A 21,310-nucleotide genomic window follows, 5' to 3' on the forward strand; every position below is an offset into this window, starting at 1 on the left:
CCGAGGTGTCCGCTCGCCCGCCGCCGTGTGAACGTCAGATGAACGGGAGGAGCGCGACCCCCGGAGAGCACCGAAACCGCAGGTCATCCTGTAGATACAGGTGCATCACATCGAGGTCACGGTCCGGTCACAGCCCCGGCCGCGAAGGCCTCTCGGGAGGCCCCGGATCGGGTCAGTAGGTCCCGGACGTGGACTCCGTCAGGGAGCCGAGCACGAACCCGCCCACGACGAGGAGCAGGAGCAGGGTGCCGATGATCGAGATGATCAGACCGGCGATCGCGAATCCGCGCCCGCCGTGGGTGCTGTTCTCCCCCGTGGCCTGGATGCCGATCACGGAGACGATGACTCCGAGCGGCGAGAGGATGCCGCAGGCCAGCACGAGCCCCACGAGGCCCAGGACGAAGCCGGCGATCGCCATCCCCGAGGTCGGCCGTGGCGCGTACCCGGCGCCGTACATCCCTCCGGGGTACGCCGTCGAGGCCTGGTACGACGGCTGGGAGGCGGGCTGGTAGGACGGCTGGTACGAGGGCTGGTGGCTCGGCGTCCCGTCGGGCCGGGGCGCCTGGTCCGGCGACCCGAAGGGCCCTCCCGAGGGGGCCGACGACCCGGAGGCCGGGGCATAGGGATCCGTCGGACCGTTTCCGCCGTTCGAGCCGTAGGGCTCCGTCGAGCCGTACGGATCGCTGGATCCGTACCCGGTGCTCGAGCCGTACGGATCGCCCGATCCGTAGGAGGAACCGGATCCGTAGGCGGAACCGGATCCGTAGGCGGAACCTGATCCATAGGAGGAATCCGGTCCATAGGGAGAGCCCGAACCGGAGGGGGCGCTCGAGCCGTACGGATCGCACGGACCGAAGGAATCGCCGGCGCCGCTGGAATCACCCGCGCCGTAGGGCGACGGCGCGGAGCCCTGCGGGTCCTGGGGGCCGGGGGCGCTGAAGCCGCCGTAGCCGCTGCTGTCACTCATCGGATCGTGTCCTCCTGCAAGGTCTTGTCGGGGCCCACCGCCCCACATGCTTCATTCTGCCGGGCGGCGCCTTCCGCCCGCTGGTCCGCGGCCACGTCGGCCCATCGCCCGTCGGCCCGTCGGCCCGTCGGCCCGTCGGCCCGTCGGCCCGTCGGCCCGTCGGCGGAGCATGCCGTCCGGACGGACCCGGCCGCCCGGTCACTCGATGCGCGGCTGGTGTCGCTCGACGGCGACGATCCGCCCGCCGGGCACCGCGTGCACGATGAGCGCCTCGCCGGCGGAGAGGTACGGGTCCGAGCGCGGGAGCTCGAGGGCGGCCTCGCGGCTCGCGAACTCGCGGACGGTGTCGATGACGGTGGGGAGCACGGGCCGGTGGGTGCACAGGATCGTGGGCCGCGCCTCGCGCAGCACGCGCTCGACGACCGCAGCGGTGCGCGAGGGCTCGGAGGCGTGCCCGGCCTCGGTGAGGGATTCCTTGGTGGAGATGTCCAGGCCGGAGAGCCGCGCGTACGGCTGGACCGTCGCCCGGCAGCGCTTCCAGGGGCTGGAGACCACGGAGTCCGGCGCGAAGGCGTCGATCATCGGCGGCAGGGCCTTGGCCTGCTTCTTCCCCTTCGAGTTCAGGGGACGGCTCTTCTCGCCGTCGCGCCACTTCGCGCGGGAGACCGCCGCCGCGTGGCGCTGGATGATGATCGGCCGCGTGAGCGCGGTGTCCTCGGCGAGCTGCTCGGAGAGCGCGGTGAGGGTCACGCGGTCGGTCTGCCGGGTGAGCAGCTGCTCGGCCTCGGAGATCTGCACCCAGCGGGTCTCGTCGATCTCCTTGGGATTCTTCGGGCCGGGCCCGATGCGCGAGCGCACGGCCGCGGTCCAGTACTGGACGATCTTCGAGCGGCCGTCGGGCAGCAGGTAGACGGAGGCGGGCAGCGGACGGTGCAGCCGCACCCGGTACCCGGTCTCCTCCCCCACCTCGCGGACGGCCGCGGCGGGGAACGTCTCCCTGGCCTCGAGCTTCCCCTTCGGGATCGACCAGTCGTCGTAGCGGGGGCGGTGCACGAGCAGCACCTGCACCGTGCCGTGCTTCTCGCGCCAGATCAGCGCGCCCGCCGCGAGCACGGCGGGCTGGGCGCCGGGGACTGCCATCGTGCTCATGCGTCCGACGCGTCCGACGAGCCCGTCGCGTCCGACGAGGCAGCCCCGCCGCCCCGGCGGAACTGGAGATCGCGGCCGGAGACGTCGAAGCCCAGGTGCTCGTAGAGGCCGAGCGCCGGGGTGTTGTCCCCTTCGACGTAGAGCGTCGCTGCGCCGACGCCGTCCGCGGCGAGAGCGCGCAGGGCGCGACTGAGCAGGGCTCCGGCGACGCCCTGGCCTGCCGCGTCGGGGTCGGTGCCCACGGCGTAGATCTCCGCGTCGGGCGCGCCCTCGGGGTCCTCGGCCTCCTCGCGCTTGACCCAGACGAAGCCCAGCAGCTCGTCGTCGCGACGGGCCACGTGGAGGTCCTCGGCCCGGAACCAGGGCTGGGCCATGCGCTCGTCGAGGTCCGCGCGGGTCAGGCGGCCCTGCTCGGGATGGTCGGCGAAGGCGCGCGCGTTCACGCGCACCCAGGCGTCGGCGTCGCGCGCCGGATCGAAGGCACCCAGCGCGATCGCGGGATCGCGGGGCTCGCGCGCCGGGATCCCGGCGTCGCTGTCGGCACCCTGTCCGAGCACGCGGCGCATCGTGAGCAGCTCGCGCACGGGCTCGAGACCGCGCTCGCGCAGGAAGGCGAGGGAGGCGTCGAGCGCTCCATGGGCCCAGATCCCGGCGTCGGGGCGACGCTCGAGGACCGCGTCCAGCAGCTGCGATCCCAGGCCGCGGCGGCGGACCTCGGGGTCCACGGCGCCCTGCGCGGTGCCGTCGGGCAGCACGGAGGCGTAGGCGAGGGCGCGCGGCGGGGCCGACGGGTCCGGCGAGTCCGATGAGCCCGGTGAATCCGCCGAGGGGTCGGCGAGCAGCAGGTGCAGCGTCCCGTCGGCACGCTCGGCGTGCAGGGCGAACAGCGCGGCCTCGTCCAGCGCGGCGACGCCGTCGTGGGCGCGGGTCCGCTCGAGGAGGAGGTCGACCGCCGGGCGCTGCGCAGGGCGCAGCTCGTCCGTGACGATCATGCGGTGGGTGTCCTTATGGTCCGTGGCAGGGCTCCGCCGTCGGCGGCTCGTAGACTGCCACTGTAGCGTTCCCCTGAGCGGTCCCGGGACGCCCGCCCTCGGCGCGGGAACCGGCACCGCACCGGGAGTCCCGAAGGGCGCGCGGACCCGCGGACGACCGGCGACGAGCTGGCCCCGGACCACGGGTCCGGACCAGGGCAGGACGAACGCGGACGACGACAGCGAGACGAGTGCGAGGTGGGCGGATGACCGCATCGGAACGGGCCCCTCTGGGAGCCGTCCTGGCGGTCCTGCTGAGCCTGGTGACGCTCACCGGCGGCGCCTCGGTCCCGCTGATGGCGGCACTTCTGTGCGTGCTCGCCCTGCTCGTGGGCATCGGCTGGCCGGACCTTCTCGAGCTGCCCAGCGCGCTCGGCTCGCGCATCGTGATCGTGGCCACGGGCATGCTCGCCGCACTGCTCAGCGTGCGCACCGCCGAGACCGGGGAACCGCTGTGGAGCGTCGTGGTCGCCTGCGCGCTCGGCATCTTCGGCGCCTTCGTCCACCAGATGCTCCGCCACAGCCGCGAGGAGCTCTCCGCCTCGCTCACCGGCACCGTGGGCGGTGTGATGCTCACCGGGATCTCCGCGACCTGGGTGGTCGCCCAGGCCGACGCCGCGACCCCCGCCGAGGTGGGGCTGCTCGCCGCCTCCGGGGCCGGCCTCGCCGTGACGCTGCTGATCACGGCCATCGGCCTGCCGCGCACGCCCCGGCTGATCCTCGCGATCGTGCTGGGTGCGGGCACCACCGCACTGATGATGCACGAGATGTCCGCGATCGCCTGGCCGATCGCGCTGCTCGTGGGCGCGGTGCTCGCGGTGGGCGCGAGCGGCGTGCACCTGCTGCTGGGCTCGGTGCTCGCCGCACGCGAGCCCCTGCCCTCCCTCGCCGTCGCCGCCGGGCCCGTCGCCACGATCGGCGTCGTGGCGCTGCTCACCCAGCGCCTTCTGGGCTGAGGGGCCCCGCGGAGTCGCGGCTCCCCGCGCCGGTGCTCATTCGCGCCGGTTCGCGCCGGGCTCCGGTGCGCGTGATCCTGTCCGTTGCACGGCCGTCCCGTCGGCCCGCTCGAGGCGCCGTGGCCGGTACAGTGTGAGCATGTCTGTTCTGTCCCTCGTGTTCACCGCTCTCGTCGGCGTCGTCGGGCTCGGCACCGCCGGATTCGCCGTCCTCGTGGTCACCCGCCTGTTCGGCCGCTGATCCGATGCCGATCGTCCTGGATCCATCGCTTCCTGAGAGCCTCTTCCCGCTGGCCTGGCTCGTCGGCTCCTGGAACGGCGACGGCGCCGCCCAGCTCCCCGACGAGGACGGCGAGCTGATCGGCCGCCGCATCGAGCAGAAGCTCGTGACCTCCGCGAACGAGGACGGCACCCTGGTCTGGGTGATGTCGACCGACCTGGTCGACGCCCCTGCCCCGCTGCCGCCCACGAGCGCGTTCGTCGACCCCGAGAAGGTCCCGGAGCAGGATGCCGGCACGGGCGAGCGCAGCCTGCTGGTGCGGGAGAAGGGCTTCTGGCGCGTTGGAGATCCTCTGCCCGGCCAGGACCTCGAGGCCGCCCGCGCCGCCAAGCCCGGCGATCCCGCCGGCGTCGTCTCGTACGGCGTCGAGCTCGTGATCTCCCGGGAGGACGGCGAGGAGACCTGGGTCGGCGAGGTGCGCGGACCGCGCATCCAGCTGGGCCTGCGCACCTCCCCCACGGCCCGTGCCGCCGACGGCTCGATCGCCGCGACCCGCATGTTCGGGCTCGTCGGCGGCCGTCTCATGTGGCTGTGGGAGCGCGCGACCGATCCCGCCGCGCCGAACGAGCTCTCCCCCTACCTCTCGGTCGAGCTCGACCGTGGCTGACGTGACCGACATGACCGAGCAGCCCGCTCCCCCGCCGCAGCCGATCCACCCGCCCCTGCTGACGGGATCCGGCGCCGTGCTCGCCGAGGACGGCCCCGACCGCGGCATGCCCGCCCACTACGGAGCCCCGCTGCGGGAGCAGCGCCGCCTCCTCTCGCGCCGCGCCGTCGTCGACCTCGGCGGCCACGAGATCCTCGAGCTCCGCGGGGCCGACGCCCGCAGCTGGCTCACCACGGTCACCTCGCAGGTCCTCACCGATGCCCCCGTGGGCGCCTCGCGCTCCCTCGCGGTGCTGAGCCCGCAGGGCCGGGTCGAGCACCTGGCCTCCGCCGCTGTCACCGGCGAGGAGACGATCCTGCTGGTCACCGATCCTGGCTCCCGGGCGGGCCTGCGCCGCTACCTCGAGATGATGCGCTTCGCCGCGCGCGTCGAGATCACGGACCGCGACGATCTGCGCCTGCTGGGCGGCCTCGCGCCCGCCGGGAACATCCTCGGCGCCGCGGCGCTCGGGCCGACGGGCCTCGACCTTCCCGAGCCCGCCTTCGTGTGGACCGACCCGCACCCCGCCGTCGCCCCCGGCCACGTCGCCTACGGGCCCGATCCCGAGGACGGCACCGACTGGGTGCTCACCGCCTTTGACGCGGACGCCCTCGCAGCGCTCCCCTGGCGCGTCGAGCACCTCGCCGGCAGCGAGGCGGCCGAGGCCCTGCGCATCGCCTCCCACCGCGCGCGCCAGGCCACCGAGGTCGACGAGCGCAGCATCCCGCACGAGCTCGACCTGCTGCGCACCGCCGTCCACACGGCCAAGGGCTGCTACCGCGGTCAGGAGACCGTCGCCAAGGTGCTGAACCTGGGTCAGCCCCCGCGCCGACTCACGATGCTGCTGGTCGACGGCTCGCAGAACGTCATGCCCCGGCACGGCGACCCCGTGCGCCTGGGTGGGAGCGAGGGCAAGCTCGTGGGCACCGTGACCTCCACGGCCACCCACACGGACCTCGGCCCGATCGCCCTGGCCGTCCTCAAGCGCGCCGCCCCGCTCGATGCGCCCCTCGTCATCGGGTCCCGGATCAGCGCGGGCCCGTGGGAAGACGGCGAGGGGGCTGACGGGGCTGACGGGGCTGACGGAATGGGGCCATCGGCCGAGGACGTCGAGATCACCTGGCTCGATGCGACGCAGGAACCCATCGTGATCACCCGCGAGCACGGCGAGAGGCCCCGCACAGCGCGACTCTGAGGCGCCGACGGCCCGGCGTTGCCCGCACGCCGTCACCCGGCCGCCGTCGCCCGCACGCCGGTACCCTGCCGCCGGCGTCCGGCGAGTCGTGGAGCGGCCGAGACTGAGATCCGGGTGGTGGTCCCGATCCCCCCACCTCCGGAGACGGCTTCGTGTCATGGAACGGCGTATGCAGGACATCTCTGCCATATATGGCAGAGATGTCCCGTATTTGCCCTTCCGCGACACCACCGGGCCACGCAAACCCCGGCCCACGCAGTTCCTGGGTGCTGCGGCCCCTGCCCGGACCGCGCGCCGTGCGCCGCGGGGCCTGACACAATGGGGCCATGGGCATGAGCGCGCAGGGTGAGCGGCACGAGATGCCGCACGGCGAGGCGCCGCAGGGCGAGATGCCGCGAGGCAAGGTGCCGGAGGACCGTCGGGGCGATCCGCCCTCCTGGTCGCAGCAGCGCGCCGCCGTGCTCGCCGCGCAGGAGCAGGCACTCGAGCACGCACGTCGGACCGAGCACGAGAAGGCCACCGCGATCCTGCGCGAGTACATCGAGCGCTTCGAGAGCGCGGGCATCGCCCCGCGCCCGCTGCGCGCCCTCCCCTACAAGGGCTCCGGGACGATCCGCACCCCGCTGCACGGCTGGTACCTCAAGCAGGACCGGACGATCGGCATCGACACCGAGGCGCGCTATTACATCCTGCGGGCCGACGGCGGCCTGCTCACACGACTGCGCGGGGCGGAGATCGAGCCCGTCGACGCACCCCTCGTCGTGGGCCGCGGCGGGCGCGACGGCGAGACCTTCGACCTCAGGGAGCTTCTCGAGATGCGGCTGACGGATCCGGTGGTCGCATGAGCAGGACCGAGCCGACGACCACCACCACGGACATCGGCACCCCGATGCCGCCGCTCGGCGACCGCGTGCGCGCGGCGATCTCCAGCCGCATCGGCGAGGGCGTCGAGCGCGACCGCAAGGGCCTGGGCAGCATCGCCCGCGCGGGCACCGCGACCGCGGTCGCCTACCTGTTCGCGCACTTCGTGTGGGGCCACCAGTTCCCCTTCTTCGCGGCCATCGCCGCCTTCGTGATCATCGGCGTCTCCAGCACGGAGAAGAAGGTCCGCAAGGTGCTGGAGATGTCCACGGGCGTGATGTGCGGCGTGCTGCTGGGCGAGCTCGCCCGCGCGACGATCGGCTCGGGCACGTGGCAGATCGCGGTCGTCGTGGTGACGGCCGGCCTGCTGGCACGGCTCATCGACTCCGGGATCGTCTTCACGATGCAAATGTCGATCCAGTCGCTGCTGGTCACGGTCATGCCGCTCACCCCGTCGATGAGCCCGGGCGGCCGCATCCTCGACGCGCTCACGGGCGTGGTCGTGGGCATCCTCGTCCACCTGCTGACCTCGGGCGATCCCCGTCGAGGGCAGCGGTCGGCCGCGCACTCGCTGTACCGGGCGCTCGAGGACGCGCTCACGCAGATGTCGCTCGCAGCCCGCACGGGGGACGTGAAGGTCGCGAGCGCCGCGCTCTCGCAGATCCGCACCACCTCCCAGGAGCTCGTGGACGAGTGGCGCATCGCGAACAACGCGGCCGAGGAGATCGCCACCTTCTCCCCCACCCACCTGCGGCGGGCGGGCGACGTCGGGCGTCTGCAGCATCTGCTCATCGGCTCCGATCGCGCCGTGCGCAACGTGCGCGTCATCGCCCGGCACGAGGTCGCCTTCCTCGAGTCGGTCAAGGGCCGCAGCTCCCATGCGCGTCTGGCCGACGCCCTGCTCGCCGCCCATGACGCCGCCGTCGCCCTGCGCGAGGCCGTCGACTCCGACGGCGACTTCACCGAGGCGCGCCGGGCGCTGCGCATCTTCTGCTCCTACCTCACGCCCGAGACGATGCTGCGCAGCGACGACGGCACGCGCCTGGGCCGGGTCGACCACTTCGAGGGCGTCGCCCTCGTCATCCAGCTGCGCTCGCTCGCGATCGACCTGCTCGAGGCGACCGGGCTGGACCACAAGGACGCGCAGCGCTTCCTGCCGAGCCTGCTCATCGCGGCCGACGGCGACACCATCGGGCCGCGTCCGCTCACCCGCGAGATGTCGGCCGTCGAACCGCCCGCCACCACCGAGGCGCTCGAGCTGCTGATCACCGACCGCTCCGACCCCGATCGCCGACGGGGATAGCCGCTCGGCACGCCAGCCGCTCGGCGCACCGGTCTCCCGGCGCGCCGGCCTCTTGGCCCCGGGGCGCCTCCCATCCCGCGCCCGAGCTGTGCCGTTATCCTGGCCGCATGCTCTGGCTCGCAGTCGCCCAGTACTGGATCTTCGCCGTGATCGCGGTGGTGCTCTTCGCCATCGAGATCTGGGCGCTGGTCAACGCTATGCGCTTCCGCCCCGACGCGTACACCGCGGCGGGCAAGCGCACGAAGCTGTTCTGGGGTCTGCTCACGGGTCTCGCCCTGCTGCTCGGCTTCCTCGCGCTGCCCTATCCGGTGGGCCGCGGGGGATCCTCGATGCTGCTGATGGTGATCGGCATCGTGATCTCCGGCGTCTTCCTGGCCGACGTCCTGCCGGCCCTGCGCTCCGTCATGGAGCGCTCGCGCAACAACCGGTACTGACCCCATCCCCCGGACCTGACGGGCCTCGAACCGACCGGACCTCACCGGGCCGGACCTCGACCCCCGCACCGGCCTCGCCCCCGCGCCGACCACCGGTCCGCGGACGCGGAACGGGGCACCCACCGCGACGGTGGATGCCCCGTTCCGGGGTGAGGCCCGGCCCGTCGGCCGGACCGGCCGGACCGGTCGGATCAGGCCTCGTGCGTGCCCGCGCTGCGCAGGTTCTGCGAAGCCTCGACGATGCGGGCGGCCATGCCGGCCTCGGCCTTCTTGCCCCAGGCGCGGGGGTCGTAGGCCTTCTTGTTGCCGACCTCGCCGTCGACCTTGAGGACGCCCTCGTAGTTGTCGAACATGTGGCCGGCGGCCGGGCGCGTGAAGGCGTACTGGGTGTCGGTGTCGATGTTCATCTTGATGACGCCGTTGTCCACCGCCTCCTGGATCTCCTCGAGCGTGGAGCCGGAGCCGCCGTGCATCACCAGGTCGAACGGCTTGTCCTGGCCGTACTCCTTGCCCACCGCGTCCTGGATGTCCTTGAGGACGGAGGGGCGCAGCTTGACGTTGCCCGGCTTGTAGACGCCGTGCACGTTGCCAAAGGTGAGAGCGGTGAGGTAGCGGCCGTTCTCGCCCAGGCCCAGCTTCTTGGCGGTCTTCAGGCCGTCCTCCGGGGTGGAGAAGAGCTTGTCGTTGGAGACGTCCGCCTGGACGCCGTCCTCCTCGCCGCCGACCACTCCGACCTCGATCTCGAGGATCTTCTTGGACTCGGCGGTCTTGGCGAGCAGACGCTCGGCGATCTCGAGGTTCTCGTCGACCGGGACCGCGGAGCCGTCCCACATGTGCGACTGGAACAGCGGGTCGAGGCCCTTCTTCACGCGGTTCTCGAGGTCCCACTCGATGAGGGGCTCGACCCAGGTGGGCAGGACCTCCTTGGCGCAGTGGTCGGTGTGGAGCGCGACGTTGATCGGGTAGTTGTCCGCGACGGCGTGGACGAACTGCGCCAGAGCGATCGAACCGGCCACCCGGTCCTTGACCGTCGAGCCGGACAGGTACTCCGCACCGCCGAAGGACACCTGGATGATGCCGTCGGTGTTCGCCTCGGTGAAGCCCTGCAGCGCCGCGATGGCCGTCTGCGAGCTCGAGACGTTCACCGCGGGGTAGGCGAACGCGCCCTTCTTGGCGCGGTCGATCATCTCGGCGTACTTGTCAGGGGATGCGATGGGCATGTGTGCTCCTCACGCGAGTGCGAGTAACGGCATCGGAACGCGCGCCGCGACGGCGCGCAGTGCTGTTGATTCTCTCACGCCGGCGTCTGAACGGAACCTCCGGTCCGCGCCCGTGGACACGGGTCCGCGGACGCCGCCGGCGCGGAGCCCCGCCCGGGAGCTCCGGCGCGCGATCACCCCGCGTCCGTGCCCGCTACGCCCTCCCCGCGGAGCGCATGCTGGCGCATCCAGGTGTGCATGGCGATCGCGGCCGCAGCCGCGACGTTGAGCGAGCGGGTCGAGCCCAGCTGCGTGATCTCGAGGACCTCGTCGCAGACCGCGAGCAGCTCCGGACTGATCCCGGGGCCCTCCTGTCCGAAGACGAGGACAGCGCGCTCGGGCAGCCGGGCCCGCTCGAGCGGCCTGGCGCCGGGGATGATGTCGATCGCGATCAGCGGCCTGCCCCGCTCGTGCGCCCAGGCGGCGAGGTCCGCGGCGTCGGGATGGTGGATCTCGTGCTGGTAGCGATCGGTGACCATGGCGCCGCGACGGTTCCACCGGCGGCGCCCGACGATGTGGAAGGCGCCCACCGCGAAGGCGTTCGCGGTGCGCACGATCGAGCCGATGTTCGCGTCGTGCTCGAGGTTCTCGATCGCGACGTGCAGCCCGGTGCGATGGGCGTCGAGGTCGGCGATGATCGCCTCGCGCCGCCAGTAGCGGTAGCGGTCCACGACGTTGCGGCGGTCCCCGCCGGCGAGCAGCTCGGGGTCCAGCCGGGGATCCTCGGGCCACGGCTCGGGATGCGGGCCGACGCCGACCTCCCGCTCGGGGCCGACGGGCTCAGTCATGACTCGACGTCCTGTCGTCCCGGTCCATCCCGCCCTCGCCGCGCTCCTGCGCGCGGACCCTGAGGTCCGGGTCGGGCAGGCCCTGGGCACGGCGGCGCCGCTCGCGTCGCACGAGCCGCACCACCCAGATCACGAGGAGCAGCGCGATCACCACGTACACGATGTTCGAGATGACCTCGGTGAACGGCTCGATGACGTGCCAGTTCGCGCCGAGCGTGAACCCCAGCGTGATGAACAGGGCGTTCCAGATCGCGCTGCCCGCGAGGGTGAGCAGCGTGAAGCGCCAGAACGGCATCGCGAACAGGCCCGCGGGGATGGACACGAGCGACCGGATCCCGGGGACCATGCGGCCGAAGAACACGCCCTTGGTGCCGTGCCGGCGCATCCACTCGACCGTCCGGTCGAAGTCCTCGACGTGCAGCAGCGGCAGCCGCAGGAACAGGGAGCGCAGCCGCGCGGGACCGAGCGCCCGGCCCAGTCCGTACAGGACCCACGCCCCGGCGACCGATCCCACCAGCGAGCACAGCAGCATCTCGAGGAAGGAGTGCCCCTCCTTCGCGGCGGCCACCCCCGCGAGCGGCAGGATCACCTCGGAGGGGATCGGCGGGAACACGTTCTCGAGGAAGATGAGCAGGGCGACGCCGAGGCCGCCCAGGGCGTCCATCGTGTCCACGGCCCAGTCGACGACGTTCATCGGGACGCCCCGGCTCGCGGGACGGATGCGGGCGCGCAGGTCATGGGGGCCTCTCGCTCGTGGACGGGCAGGTCCATCGTAGTGGTCGCGCCGATCAGCTTCCTGGCATGCGCCTGACCTTCTACTGTGTGCCCCATGACCTTCAACCCGAACGCCGACATCCGCTCGGACAACGTCTCCCGCAGCGGTGGCGGCGGTCGCGGCCGCGGCATCGCCATCGGCGGCGGGGGCGGCGGCTGCCTGCTCCTGGTGATCGTGGTGATCTACGCGATCATGGGCGGGAATCCGCTGGACCTGCTGCAGGGATCGGACTCGGGCAGCTCGCAGTCCCAGGACCAGGGCACGGGCGGGGACACCGGGTGCACGACGGGAGCCGACGCGAACGCCTCGGACGTCTGCCTCGTCCAGGCCACCATCGAATCGGCCGACGCCACCTGGCGGGACCTCGCCCCGCAGACGGGCATCACCTTCAGCGAGCCGCGCGGGAAGCTCTTCTCCGGGCAGACGAACACGGGCTGCGGCGCCGCCTCACGGGACGTCGGCCCCTTCTACTGCCCCGCCGACAGCACCATCTACATCGACACGAGCTTCTACGACGAGCTCAGCTCGACCTACGGGGCATCCGCCGGCGCCTTCGCGAAGGAGTACGTGGTCGCCCACGAGTATGGCCACCACATCCAGAACCTGCAGGGCACGATGGACCGCATCGACCACTCGCAGAAGGGCCCGACGAGCGACGGCGTGCGCCTCGAGCTGCAGGCCGACTGCTACGCGGGCGTGTGGGCGGACCATGCCTCGTCCTCGAAGGACCAGGAGGGCCAGGCGTTCCTCGAGCCGCTCACCGACGAGGACATCTCCGACGCGCTCTCGGCGGCGAGCGCCGTGGGCGACGACCACATCCAAGGCGAGGTCTCGGGCGGGGACGTGAACCCCGAGACCTGGACGCACGGCTCCTCCGCGCAGCGCCAGAAGTGGTTCACCACCGGCTACGAGTCCGGCGATCCGGAGTCCTGCGACACCTTCTCGACCTCGGACCTGTGAGGGGCCGGTCCCCTCAGATGCTGAGCTCGTCGACCGAGAACGCGGAGAGGTAGCGGTAGCCGACCGCCTCGATCTTCTCGCGGGCACCGGTGCCGCGGTCCATGATCACCGCGACGGCCCGGATCCGCGCGCCGGCCTCCTCGATCGCCTCGCACGCGGTGAGCACGCTGCCCCCGGTGGTCGAGGTGTCCTCGACGGCGATGACGTCGCGGCCCGCGATGTCGGGGCCCTCGATGCGGCGCTGCAGGCCGTGGGCCTTGTTCGCCTTGCGCACGACGAACGCGTCCAGGCGCGGCGAGGGCAGGGCGGAGACACCCTCCTCGGCCGCGAAGTTCGACCAGGGATGGGCGCCCGCGGCGGCCCCGTCGTGCGCGGCGGTGTGGAGGATCGAGGTCGCGACCGGATCCGCGCCGAGCGTCAGGCCGCCCACGGCGCTCGCGGCGTCGGCCCCGTGGAGCAGCCCGTCGGAGGCGAGCAGGTCGAGCATGACGCGGCCGACGAGCGGGGCGGCCTCGTGGTGCAGGGTGATGCGGCGCAGGTCGATGTAGTAGTCGGCCTCGGCTCCGGAGGAGAGCGTCACCTTCCCGCGCACCACGGCGAGGTCGTCGATGAGCTGGAGCAGGCGGGCGCGCGCGTCGGCGGTCGAGATATCGGGCATGGCACCAGGGTAGACGCAGCGCGCATCCCTCCGCGTCGTGCGCTCAGCCGTCCTCGCGCTGCCACGGGGCCTTCAGCCGGCGCCGGGACGCGCGCCGGCGTGCGCGGCCGAGGGCCCGTCGGCCGGCCGCGGCCTCCCACCGGGGGGAGGCGAGCATCCGCACGAGGCGGCGGGGCGCGAGGCGGGAGACCTCTCCCGCGGCCCGGTACTTCACCGAGGGGATCGAGAGGACCTGTCCCTTGGCGGCGTCGCGCAGGGCCTGCTCCACCACGAACGGGGCCTTCAGCCAGGTCACGCGGGGCAGCCCCTCGACGTTGATCGAGGCGCGCTCGTGGAACTCGGTGGCGACGAAGCCGGGAAGCAGCGCGGTCGCCGTGACGCCCGTGCCCTCGAGCTCGGTCGCCAGGGACTCGGTGAACACGGTGACCCAGCTCTTGGATGCCGCATAGGGACCGGCCGCGGTGTAGCCGGCCAGGGAGCTGACATTGATGATGGCGCCGCAGCGGCGCTGGACCATCACCCGCGCGGCCGCATGGGAGAGGACCAGGACGGCCCGGATCAGCGTGTCCATCTGCTTCTCGTGCTCCTCGACGCCGACCTCGAGGAAGCGCCCGCGCAGCCCGTATCCCGCGTTGTTCACGAGCAGCGAGACCGGGGCGACGGGATCGGTGACGGCGGTGGCCACGCGATCCAGCTCGCGGCGCACGGAGAGGTCTGCCGCGAGCACGTCCACCTCGACCTTGTGCACGTGGCGGATCTGCTCGGCGACCGCCCGCAGGCGACCCTCGTCGCGGGCGACGAGCAGCAGGTCATGCCCCGTCCCGGCGAGCTGCCAGGCGAACTCGAGGCCCAGTCCGGCGGTCGAGCCGGTGACCAGTGCGCGTGCCATGTCCTGATGCTAGTCGCGCGGGGGCGCGGCGGCGGCGCCGTCCGAGGTGTCGGAGGCCGACTCCTCCGGGGTGCCGGAATCCGGGTGGTCCGAGGCGGCGCCGTCCAGGTACGCGAGGGCGGCGACGACCTGCGCGCGCGTCATCACCGCGAGCGTCGGGCGCAGCTCCGGCACGAACGCGCTCTGGTGGTTCGCGGGGACGTCGCTCGCGATCGTGCCGGCGGCCTGCGCGCGGCGATAGAGGTCGGGATCGGTGCCGCCGACGGTCCAGTACACGTACGGCGCGCCGAAGGCGTCGGGAAGGTGCGAGAAGTCCTCGCTCGCGGTCGCCGGGGCCATCGTGATCACCTGCCCGTCGTCGAAGGCCTCCTCGAAGGCGGCCCGCACGAGCTGCTCCTGCTCCGGATCGTTGCTGGTCAGCGGGTACTGGTCGTAGTACTCGAACTCGGGCTCCTGCGGGCAGCCGGAGGCCTCGCACTCGGCGCGCACGATGCGCTCGAGGGCGGCGATCACCTGGTCGCGCACGTCCGTGTCGTAGTGGCGAAGGTTCAGGCGCAGCTCGGCGGTCGCGGGGATGACGTTGGACTTGGTCCCGGCGTTCAGCGCACCGACGGTCACCACGGAGAAGGAGCCCGGCGGGATCTCACGGGAGACGATCTGCTGCAGGCGCAGCACGATGCTCGAGGCGAGCACCACGGGGTCGACGGCGAGATGCGGCATGGAGCCGTGGGCCCCGCGGCCGTGCAGGGTGATGTGCACGGAGTCGCCCTGGGAGAGGACGGGCCCGTCGGTGATCGCGACCTGGCCGGCGATCCCCGGCATGACGTGCTGGCCGAGCGCCACGTCGGGACGGGGCACTGCCTCGGCGAGGCCGTCGCGCAGCATCGAGAGGGCGCCGTCGGCCTCCTCCTCGCCGGGCTGGAAGACGGCGACATAGGTGCCGCTCCAGCCCTCGCGGTTCTCGACCAGGGCGCGCACCGCGCCCAGCAGTGCGGAGAGATGGAAGTCGTGGCCGCAGGCGTGCATGACCCCGTCGGTCTCGGAGCGGTAGTCGACGATCCGGTCCTCGGTGACGGGCAGGGCGTCGATGTCGGCGCGGGCGAGGACCGTCGGCCCCTTCCCGTTCTCGATCACGGCGACCACGCCCGTGCCGCCGAACCTGCGGGTCTCCAGCCCCAGCTGAGCGAGCTCGCGCTCGATCCGCCCGGCCGTCCGCTCCTCCTGCATGCTCAGCTCGGGGTGGCGGTGGACGTCCTCGTAGAGGTCCTCCTGCCAGTCCCCCATCGATTCCAGGCTCGTCTCGATCGCGGTGTCCATGTCCCTACTGTGCATCCTCGCGTGCCCCTCGTGCAGACGGATGGGGCGGGAGGGGGACCGGGCGCGTCGGCCCGCCCGCATAGACTCGTCCCATGCGGATCGCCACCTGGAACATCAACTCCCTGCGCGCCCGGATGGATCGGCTGCTCGCCCTGCTCGAGCGCCAGGAGATCGACGTGATCGCCCTGCAGGAGATCAAGGCGAAGCCCCAGCAGCTGGACCTCAGCGGTCTTGAGGCCGCCGGCTACGAGGTCGCCGCGCACGGGCTGAACCAGTGGAACGGCGTCGCGATCGCCTCGCGCGTCGGCCTGAGCGACGTGCGCACCGAGCTGCCGGCCGTTCCCACCTGGCCGGAGCACGAGGACGGCGTGGTCGAGGCGCGCGCGCTCGGCGCCGTCGTCGGGGGCGCCGAGGGCGGATCGGACGGTCTGCGCCTGTGGTCGCTGTACGTGCCCAACGGACGCGAGATCGACCACCCGCACTACGGCTACAAGCTGCGCTGGCTCGAGGCGCTGCGCGCCGAGGGTGCCCGCGAGCTCGCCGCCGACGCCGACGCCCGCGTGCTCCTGACCGGTGACTTCAACGTCGCCCCCGAGGACGACGACGTCTGGTCGATGGAGTTCTTCGAGGGCAGGACGCACGTCACCGAGCCCGAGCGCTCGGCGTTCCGGGCCGTGGTCGACGAGGGCTTCGCGGACCTGGTGCGCCCCGATCACCCGGGCCCCGGCGTGTACACGTACTGGGACTACCAACAGCTGCGCTTCCCGAAGAAGGAGGGCATGCGCATCGACTTCGCACTCGGCTCCCCCGCCGTGCAGTCGGCATACCGCGCCTCGTTCATCGACCGCGAGGAGCGCAAGGGCAAGGGCGCCTCCGACCACGCGCCCGTGGTGCTGGACCTGGAGCTCTGAGCCCGCTCCGCGGGTCCTCCACAATGCCCGTTTATCCCCCATCCGGGGTTCGGGGCTGACGGGGAGCCCGCTCGCGCCGACGCTGGGGGCATGACCAGCCTCCTGGACCGTCCCGCACTCCGCACACCCTCCCGGTTCCCGGCCGCCTCCTCCCCGCCGAGCGCCGCGGGACCGCGGGAGCACGCCGCTGATCAGCGAGGGCGGGGACCGGGATCCGGAGCCGTGGGCGGCGCGTCGGCCGTCGTCCTCTGGCACGACGTCGCCGTGGAGGAGGACGCCGCGGGGAGCCTGCGGGCGCTGGTCGCGGACCACGCCGGTGCGGCCGGCGCCGTGCTGCGCGACGCCCGGGAGCCCGCCGCACCGGGGAGTTCCGGGCCTGCCGGACGCGCCGGAACCGGGAGAGGGGCCGACGCACGCGAGGCGCTGCACCTGTGCACTCCCGCCGCGCTGCTCGCCGCTCCCCCGCGCACCGGCCGGTCCCGCCTGCTCGTGGTCACCGATCGTCCGGTCTCCGAACCCGTGTGGCGGCGCGCGCTCGAGCTCGAGGCGGCGGCCGTGCTGCGCCTCCCGGAGGACTCGACGCGCCTGCTCTCGCTGCTGGGGGACGCGCTGCGTCCGCGCCAGAGCGCCCGCATCATCGGGGTGGTGGGCGGCTGCGGCGGGGCCGGCGCCTCGAGCCTCGCCGCACGGCTCGCGGGAGCGGCCGCCCGGGCCGGCCGCTCGAGCGTGCTGATCGACGCCGACCCCCTGGGCGGGGGCCTCGACGCCCTCGTCGAGGCCCCGGATCTGCGCGGGGCCTGCTGGGAGGACCTCTCCGGGATCGATGCGGCCGACGGCGAGGCGCTGGTCGCGGGGCTCCCGGAGGTGGACGACGTGCGACTGCTGGTGGCTCGGGAGGATCCCGCGCCCAGCGGCATGCAGCTGGACCATGTGCTCGCCGCGCTCGACTCCCTCACGGCGCGGGTCGTGGTCGACCTCGCCCCGGACCTGGTGGGCCCGGCGATCGCGCACCTGGACCGCCTGTACGTGGTGCTGCCGGCGACCGATCATGCGCTGCGCGCCGCCGCCCGGCGCCTCGCCTCCTGGCACCTGCCCCCTGGGGGCGCCGAGGTCGTGCTCCGCGGTCGCGGACCGGTGTCCCCCGCGGATGTCCGGGAGGTGCTGCACCTGGGCGTCGCGGGTCGCTTCGCGGACTCCTCGCGCGCGACCGTGCCGCTGCTGGACGTGCGCCGCGGCGGGGCGGACGGGCTCGCCCGTCGCCTCGCGTCGAGCTGGGAGGACGCGCGATGAGCGCCGTCGGCGCCCCGGAGGGAGCCCTCGACGCGGTGATCGACCGGGTGCGCGAGGATCTCGCGGCGGAGCCGGGCCCCGTCGACGTGCCCCGGGTCTCCCGGGCGCTGCGCCGGGAGGGCCGTGTGCTCGGCGCCGCCGCGATGCTCGAGATCACGAGCCGCGTGCGCGACCACGTCTCCGGACTCGGACCGCTGCAGGACCTCGTGGGTCCCGGCGTCACCGACGTGCTCGTCAACGGCGACGGCAGCGTGTGGGTGGACGGCGCCGAGGGGCTGCACCGCAGTCCCGTGCACGTCAGCCCCGAGCAGGCGCGCTCGCTCGCCGTGCGCCTGGCGACGCTGGGCGGCAGGCGCCTCGACGACGCCGTGCCCTGCGCGGACGCCCGCCTGCCCGGCGGCATCCGCTTCCACGGCGTGCTCTCGCCGCTCTCGCCCACCGGCGCCCTGATCTCCCTGCGCCTGCCCTCCGAGCGCACGATGACCCTCGCGGATCTCGAGGCGGCGGGTGCTCTGCCGGACCCGCTTCCCGAGGTGATGCGCGCGCTCGTCGCCGCCCGCGCGGCGTTCGTCGTCACGGGCGGCACCGGGACGGGCAAGACGACCCTGCTCGGGGCGCTGCTCGCCCTCGTCCCCGAGAGCGAGCGCATCGTCGTCATCGAGGACGCGCAGGAGCTGCGCATCGACCACCCCCATGCGGTGCACCTCCAGTCCCGGCACGCCAACAGCGAGGGCACCGGCGCGGTGGACCTGACCGACCTGGTCCGCCAGAGCCTGCGCATGCGCCCGGACCGCGTGGTGCTGGGCGAATGCCGCGGCGCCGAGGTGCGTGAACTCCTCCAGGCGCTGAACACGGGACACGAGGGCGGCTGCGGGACCCTGCATGCCAACACCGCCCTGGACGTCCCCGCCCGGCTCGAGGCGCTCGGCGCTCTGGGAGGACTGGACCGGCAGGCGCTCGCCGCGCAGGCCGCGAGCGCCCTCGAAGTGGTCGTGCACCTCGGCCGTCCTCACGGCAGACGCCGGATCGTCGAGCTCGCGGTGCTCGAACGCGGACCGGACGGGGCGCTGCGCGCGGTGCCCGCCCTGGACCTTCGCGAGGACGTGGCCGTAACCGGTCCCGGATGGGACCGTCTCACCCGCCGCCTCGGCCTGTCTGCGTCCCCGGCCGCGGGACCCACGGGTGCGGACCGCGCCAGGGGCCGCCACAGCGCCCTCTCCCCCGGCGGGGCGGGGCGGCAGGAGGCGGACCGATGAGCATCCTCCCCCTGCTGCTCGCCGCCCCTCTCGTCCTCCTCGTGGTCTGGAGCAGGGGGCCGGCCGTCGCCGCGACCGATCGGCGCGCCCTGCACCTCCCCCGCCGTCCGCAGCACGCGAGCACGCTGGACGTGGCCCGCATGGTCGAGCGCCTCGCCGTGGTGCTCGGCAGCGGGTCGCCCGTGCGCGGCGCATGGAGGATCGTCGCCGACTCGCTGCCGCCCGGCGAGCTCTCCCAGCTGGCCGCCCGCGTGAGCGCAGGCGCCGATCCTCGCCGCGCCGCCCAGGGACGTCTCTCCCGCTCCGCGGAGATCCGGGCGCTCGGCACCGCGCTCGAGGTCTGCGAGCACAGCGGCGCCCCCATGTCCTCCCTTCTCGAAGGGCTCGCGGGCGCGCTGCGCGGACTGCACGACGCCGCGGCCGCACGCCGCAGCGCCTTCGCGGGCCCGCGGGCGACCGGCCGCATCCTACTGGGACTGCCCCTCGCCGGGATCACCCTGGGCGCGCTCCTGGGCGCCGATCCCCTGCGGATCCTGTTCGGCACCGCCTCCGGTCGTCTGCTGCTGATCTGCGGCTGCGCCCTGACCCTCGCGGGCTGGTGGTGGATGCGCTCTCTCCTGCGGACCGCCGAAGGCCACGCGCACAGCGGCGTGGACCCCTCCGTGCTGCTGGATCTCATCGCCGGAGCGATGACCTCCGGGCTGCCGCTGGCCGGTGCCGCATCCGTGGTGGCGCGGGCCCTCGCCGAGGATCCGACCTCGCAGACCGCCGCCGCGGACCTGGACCGCTTCGCGCAGTCCCTCGCGGCAGGCGTGCCCTCCGTGCTCGCCGCGCAGCACCTGCCTCCAGAGCTCACCGTGCTCGGGGAATCCGCACTGCTGGCCGAGCGCTCCGGCGCGGACCTCACGCGGGTCCTCCACGGCGCCGCGCGGGACGCCCGTCGCGACCGCGCACGGGATGCCGAAGCGGCGGCCGCGCGCCTGGCCGTGCGCCTGGTCCTGCCCACCGGCACCACCCTGCTCCCCGCTTTCGTGCTGCTCGGCATCATCCCGACCGTCGCCTCGCTGCTGAGCGGATCCCTGGGCGTGGAGACCTGGCTCCCCGTCGCGTGAACGCCGCGGGTCCTCCGGCCCGCCTCTCCCATGACCCCCGGGCTCGCGCCCGGTCCGCGCCGCCGATCGGCGGTGCGTCATCACCCGCACCCGCGGGTCCATCCGAAGGAGATCCCCATGTCCGCACTCGTCCTCACCCAGCCCGTCCCGCCTCGCAGGCGCTCGGCCTCCACCCGTCCCACTCCCGTGGGGCCGACGACCACCCGGGCCGCGTCGGGCCCGCCCGCGCGCTCGCATGCTCCGCGCGGCGGCACCGGCGTGTTCGGTCCCACCCGGCACCGCCTGGGAGCGGCCCTGCGGGACGACGCGGGCGCGTCGACCGCGGAATACGCCATCACGGTGCTCGCGGCCTGCGGCTTCGCGGCCGTGCTGGTGCTGCTGCTGAAGTCCGGCGAGGTGCGGGAGCTGCTGATGAACATCATCACCTCGGCGCTCTCGCTGGGGCAGTGACCGCCCGCTCCCCCGCCCCGCCCGCGCAGTGCGCGCAGGCCGACGAGGCATCCCGGCAGGCCCCTTCCCGGGCCGGCCGGGGCGCCCGTCGCCCGCGGCCGGGCACCTGCCGCCCGCGGCCCCTGCGCCGTGCACTGCGCGGCGGCACCGGCTCGGTGACGGCGGAGACAGCGATCGTGCTGCCCGTCGTCGTGCTGATGGTGCTCGTGATCCTCGTGGCCGGCGTCGGGATCGGCGCGCAGGTGCAGCTCGAGTCCGCGGCCCGCGGTGCGGCCCGCGAGCTCGCACGCGGACAGAGCGAGGGAGAGGCCGTACAGAGCGCTCAGCGGATCGCGGGCGACGGCGCGCAGGTGAGCATCGGATCCGACGGTGCGTGGGTGCAGGTGACGGTGACGCGCTCGGTGGGTGCCCGCAGCGGCCTGCTCTCCGGCGCGAGCTGGGACCTCAGCGGCTCGGCCCAGGCGCGCCGGGAACCCCATCTGGTGGGCGACGGGCAGGGAGGGGGCGCGCCATGACGCCGCCACGCACGCGGGCGGAGGCACGGGAGGACGCGCGGGAGCACGCGAGGGAGGAGGGCTCGGCGCCCGCGAGCGTGCTCGCCTACATCGGGGCGATGACGGCGGTGCTGGGCGCGGTCGTCGTCATCGGGCAGGGACTGCTCGCGCTCGCGGCCGCGGACACCGCCGCGGACCTCGCCGCGCTCGCGGGCGCCGATGCGCTCGCCGTCGGCACCAGCGCGCCGTGCGCCATCGCCTCCGAGGCGGCCGTCCGCAACGGCGCGAGCCTGCTCTCGTGCACCGTCGCCGGTCAGGACGTGATCGTC

At 73.6% G+C, this 21,310-nt stretch carries 22 protein-coding genes and 1 pseudogene; 14 read left to right on the forward strand and 9 right to left on the reverse strand.

Features of this window, described 5'->3' with window-relative positions; all coding sequences use genetic code 11:
- Window positions 1–172: 172 nt before the first annotated feature.
- The 3 genes from Bra3105_RS07240 to mshD all read right to left on the reverse strand — a co-directional run bounded on the left by Bra3105_RS07240 (window position 173) and on the right by mshD (window position 3,108).
- Window positions 173–967 (reverse strand): DUF4190 domain-containing protein, encoded by a 795-nt coding sequence (locus tag Bra3105_RS07240; RefSeq protein WP_228359223.1) that lies wholly within the window; start codon window positions 965–967, stop codon window positions 173–175.
- A gap of 198 nt (window positions 968–1,165) precedes the next feature.
- Window positions 1,166–2,116 carry an NUDIX hydrolase gene (locus Bra3105_RS07245; protein WP_228359224.1) on the reverse strand — a complete coding sequence of 317 codons (951 nt, stop codon included), beginning with the start codon at window positions 2,114–2,116 and terminating at the stop codon, window positions 1,166–1,168.
- On the reverse strand, window positions 2,113–3,108 hold the full coding sequence (gene mshD / locus Bra3105_RS07250) for a mycothiol synthase (protein ID WP_228359225.1): 996 nt from the start codon (window positions 3,106–3,108) through the stop codon (window positions 2,113–2,115). Before mshD ends, Bra3105_RS07245 begins: the two co-directional genes overlap by 4 nt.
- A gap of 245 nt (window positions 3,109–3,353) precedes the next feature.
- On the opposite strand from mshD, the gene Bra3105_RS07255 reads away from it, so the two are divergent.
- From Bra3105_RS07255 to Bra3105_RS07280, 6 genes are all read left to right on the forward strand, one after another.
- Window positions 3,354–4,103, forward strand: a complete 750-nt coding sequence (locus Bra3105_RS07255; protein ID WP_228359226.1) for a hypothetical protein — start codon at window positions 3,354–3,356, stop codon at window positions 4,101–4,103.
- A gap of 245 nt (window positions 4,104–4,348) precedes the next feature.
- Window positions 4,349–4,990, forward strand: a complete 642-nt coding sequence (locus Bra3105_RS07260) for a heme-binding beta-barrel domain-containing protein (protein WP_228359227.1) — start codon at window positions 4,349–4,351, stop codon at window positions 4,988–4,990.
- 10 nt (window positions 4,991–5,000) lie between these two features.
- On the forward strand, window positions 5,001–6,224 hold the full coding sequence (gene ygfZ, locus Bra3105_RS07265; protein WP_228359613.1) for a CAF17-like 4Fe-4S cluster assembly/insertion protein YgfZ: 1,224 nt from the start codon (window positions 5,001–5,003) through the stop codon (window positions 6,222–6,224).
- A 326-nt stretch (window positions 6,225–6,550) separates the two neighbouring features.
- On the forward strand, window positions 6,551–7,069 hold the full coding sequence (locus Bra3105_RS07270; protein WP_228359228.1) for a hypothetical protein: 519 nt from the start codon (window positions 6,551–6,553) through the stop codon (window positions 7,067–7,069).
- The gene (locus tag Bra3105_RS07275; protein ID WP_228359229.1) at window positions 7,066–8,388 is read left to right on the forward strand and encodes an FUSC family protein; all 1,323 of its coding nucleotides are present in this window, start codon (window positions 7,066–7,068) and stop codon (window positions 8,386–8,388) included. Before Bra3105_RS07270 ends, Bra3105_RS07275 begins: the two co-directional genes overlap by 4 nt.
- A 107-nt stretch (window positions 8,389–8,495) precedes the next feature.
- Window positions 8,496–8,822 carry a DUF2516 family protein gene (locus Bra3105_RS07280; protein WP_228359230.1) on the forward strand — a complete coding sequence of 109 codons (327 nt, stop codon included), beginning with the start codon at window positions 8,496–8,498 and terminating at the stop codon, window positions 8,820–8,822.
- Between the two features lie 191 nt (window positions 8,823–9,013).
- Here Bra3105_RS07280 and fbaA read toward each other — a convergent pair whose 3' ends face one another.
- The 3 genes from fbaA to Bra3105_RS07295 all read right to left on the reverse strand — a co-directional run bounded on the left by fbaA (window position 9,014) and on the right by Bra3105_RS07295 (window position 11,563).
- Complete coding sequence (gene fbaA, locus Bra3105_RS07285; RefSeq protein WP_200502889.1) at window positions 9,014–10,042, reverse strand: class II fructose-bisphosphate aldolase; 1,029 nt, start codon at window positions 10,040–10,042, stop codon at window positions 9,014–9,016.
- Between the two features lie 173 nt (window positions 10,043–10,215).
- Window positions 10,216–10,869 carry a TrmH family RNA methyltransferase gene (locus Bra3105_RS07290; RefSeq protein WP_200502890.1) on the reverse strand — a complete coding sequence of 218 codons (654 nt, stop codon included), beginning with the start codon at window positions 10,867–10,869 and terminating at the stop codon, window positions 10,216–10,218.
- Window positions 10,862–11,563: a DedA family protein gene (locus tag Bra3105_RS07295; RefSeq protein ID WP_200502891.1), complete on the reverse strand. Its 702-nt coding sequence runs from the start codon at window positions 11,561–11,563 to the stop codon at window positions 10,862–10,864. The genes Bra3105_RS07290 and Bra3105_RS07295 overlap by 8 nt, the downstream gene beginning before the upstream one ends.
- Before the next feature lie 135 nt (window positions 11,564–11,698).
- Here Bra3105_RS07295 and ypfJ point away from each other — a divergent pair, with 135 nt between their 5' ends.
- Entirely contained in the window at window positions 11,699–12,604 is a 906-nt protein-coding gene (gene ypfJ, locus Bra3105_RS07300; RefSeq protein ID WP_228359231.1) for a KPN_02809 family neutral zinc metallopeptidase, read from the forward strand.
- 13 nt (window positions 12,605–12,617) lie between these two features.
- Here ypfJ and Bra3105_RS07305 read toward each other — a convergent pair whose 3' ends face one another.
- The 3 genes from Bra3105_RS07305 to Bra3105_RS07315 are packed head-to-tail and all read right to left on the reverse strand — an operon-like array spanning window position 12,618 to window position 15,468.
- Window positions 12,618–13,262, reverse strand: a complete 645-nt coding sequence (locus tag Bra3105_RS07305; RefSeq protein ID WP_228359232.1) for an orotate phosphoribosyltransferase — start codon at window positions 13,260–13,262, stop codon at window positions 12,618–12,620.
- 43 nt (window positions 13,263–13,305) lie between these two features.
- Complete coding sequence (locus Bra3105_RS07310) at window positions 13,306–14,151, reverse strand: SDR family NAD(P)-dependent oxidoreductase (RefSeq protein WP_200502896.1); 846 nt, start codon at window positions 14,149–14,151, stop codon at window positions 13,306–13,308.
- A 9-nt stretch (window positions 14,152–14,160) separates the two neighbouring features.
- Complete coding sequence (locus Bra3105_RS07315; protein ID WP_228359233.1) at window positions 14,161–15,468, reverse strand: amidohydrolase; 1,308 nt, start codon at window positions 15,466–15,468, stop codon at window positions 14,161–14,163.
- 92 nt (window positions 15,469–15,560) lie between these two features.
- Between Bra3105_RS07315 and Bra3105_RS07320 the strand changes: the two genes are divergently transcribed.
- From Bra3105_RS07320 to Bra3105_RS18490, 7 genes and pseudogenes are all read left to right on the forward strand, one after another.
- The gene (locus Bra3105_RS07320; protein WP_228359234.1) at window positions 15,561–16,379 is read left to right on the forward strand and encodes an exodeoxyribonuclease III; all 819 of its coding nucleotides are present in this window, start codon (window positions 15,561–15,563) and stop codon (window positions 16,377–16,379) included.
- A gap of 90 nt (window positions 16,380–16,469) precedes the next feature.
- The gene (locus Bra3105_RS07325; protein ID WP_228359235.1) at window positions 16,470–17,669 is read left to right on the forward strand and encodes a CpaE-like family protein; all 1,200 of its coding nucleotides are present in this window, start codon (window positions 16,470–16,472) and stop codon (window positions 17,667–17,669) included.
- A complete protein-coding gene (locus Bra3105_RS07330) occupies window positions 17,666–18,925 on the forward strand; it encodes a TadA family conjugal transfer-associated ATPase (protein WP_228359236.1) in 1,260 nt (419 codons plus the stop codon). The genes Bra3105_RS07325 and Bra3105_RS07330 overlap by 4 nt, the downstream gene beginning before the upstream one ends.
- The gene (locus Bra3105_RS07335) at window positions 18,922–20,037 is read left to right on the forward strand and encodes a type II secretion system F family protein (RefSeq protein WP_228359237.1); all 1,116 of its coding nucleotides are present in this window, start codon (window positions 18,922–18,924) and stop codon (window positions 20,035–20,037) included. The genes Bra3105_RS07330 and Bra3105_RS07335 overlap by 4 nt, the downstream gene beginning before the upstream one ends.
- A 117-nt stretch (window positions 20,038–20,154) precedes the next feature.
- A complete protein-coding gene (locus Bra3105_RS07340) occupies window positions 20,155–20,487 on the forward strand; it encodes a DUF4244 domain-containing protein (RefSeq protein ID WP_228359238.1) in 333 nt (110 codons plus the stop codon).
- Window positions 20,484–21,002, forward strand: coding sequence for a TadE family type IV pilus minor pilin (locus Bra3105_RS07345; RefSeq protein ID WP_228359239.1), 519 nt, complete (start codon window positions 20,484–20,486; stop codon window positions 21,000–21,002). Before Bra3105_RS07340 ends, Bra3105_RS07345 begins: the two co-directional genes overlap by 4 nt.
- A 98-nt stretch (window positions 21,003–21,100) precedes the next feature.
- A pseudogene (locus tag Bra3105_RS18490) lies at window positions 21,101–21,310 on the forward strand (Rv3654c family TadE-like protein); the annotation flags it as partial.

It is taken from the genome of Brachybacterium halotolerans subsp. kimchii, assembly GCF_020792675.1.
Taxonomy (GTDB): domain Bacteria; phylum Actinomycetota; class Actinomycetes; order Actinomycetales; family Dermabacteraceae; genus Brachybacterium; species Brachybacterium halotolerans.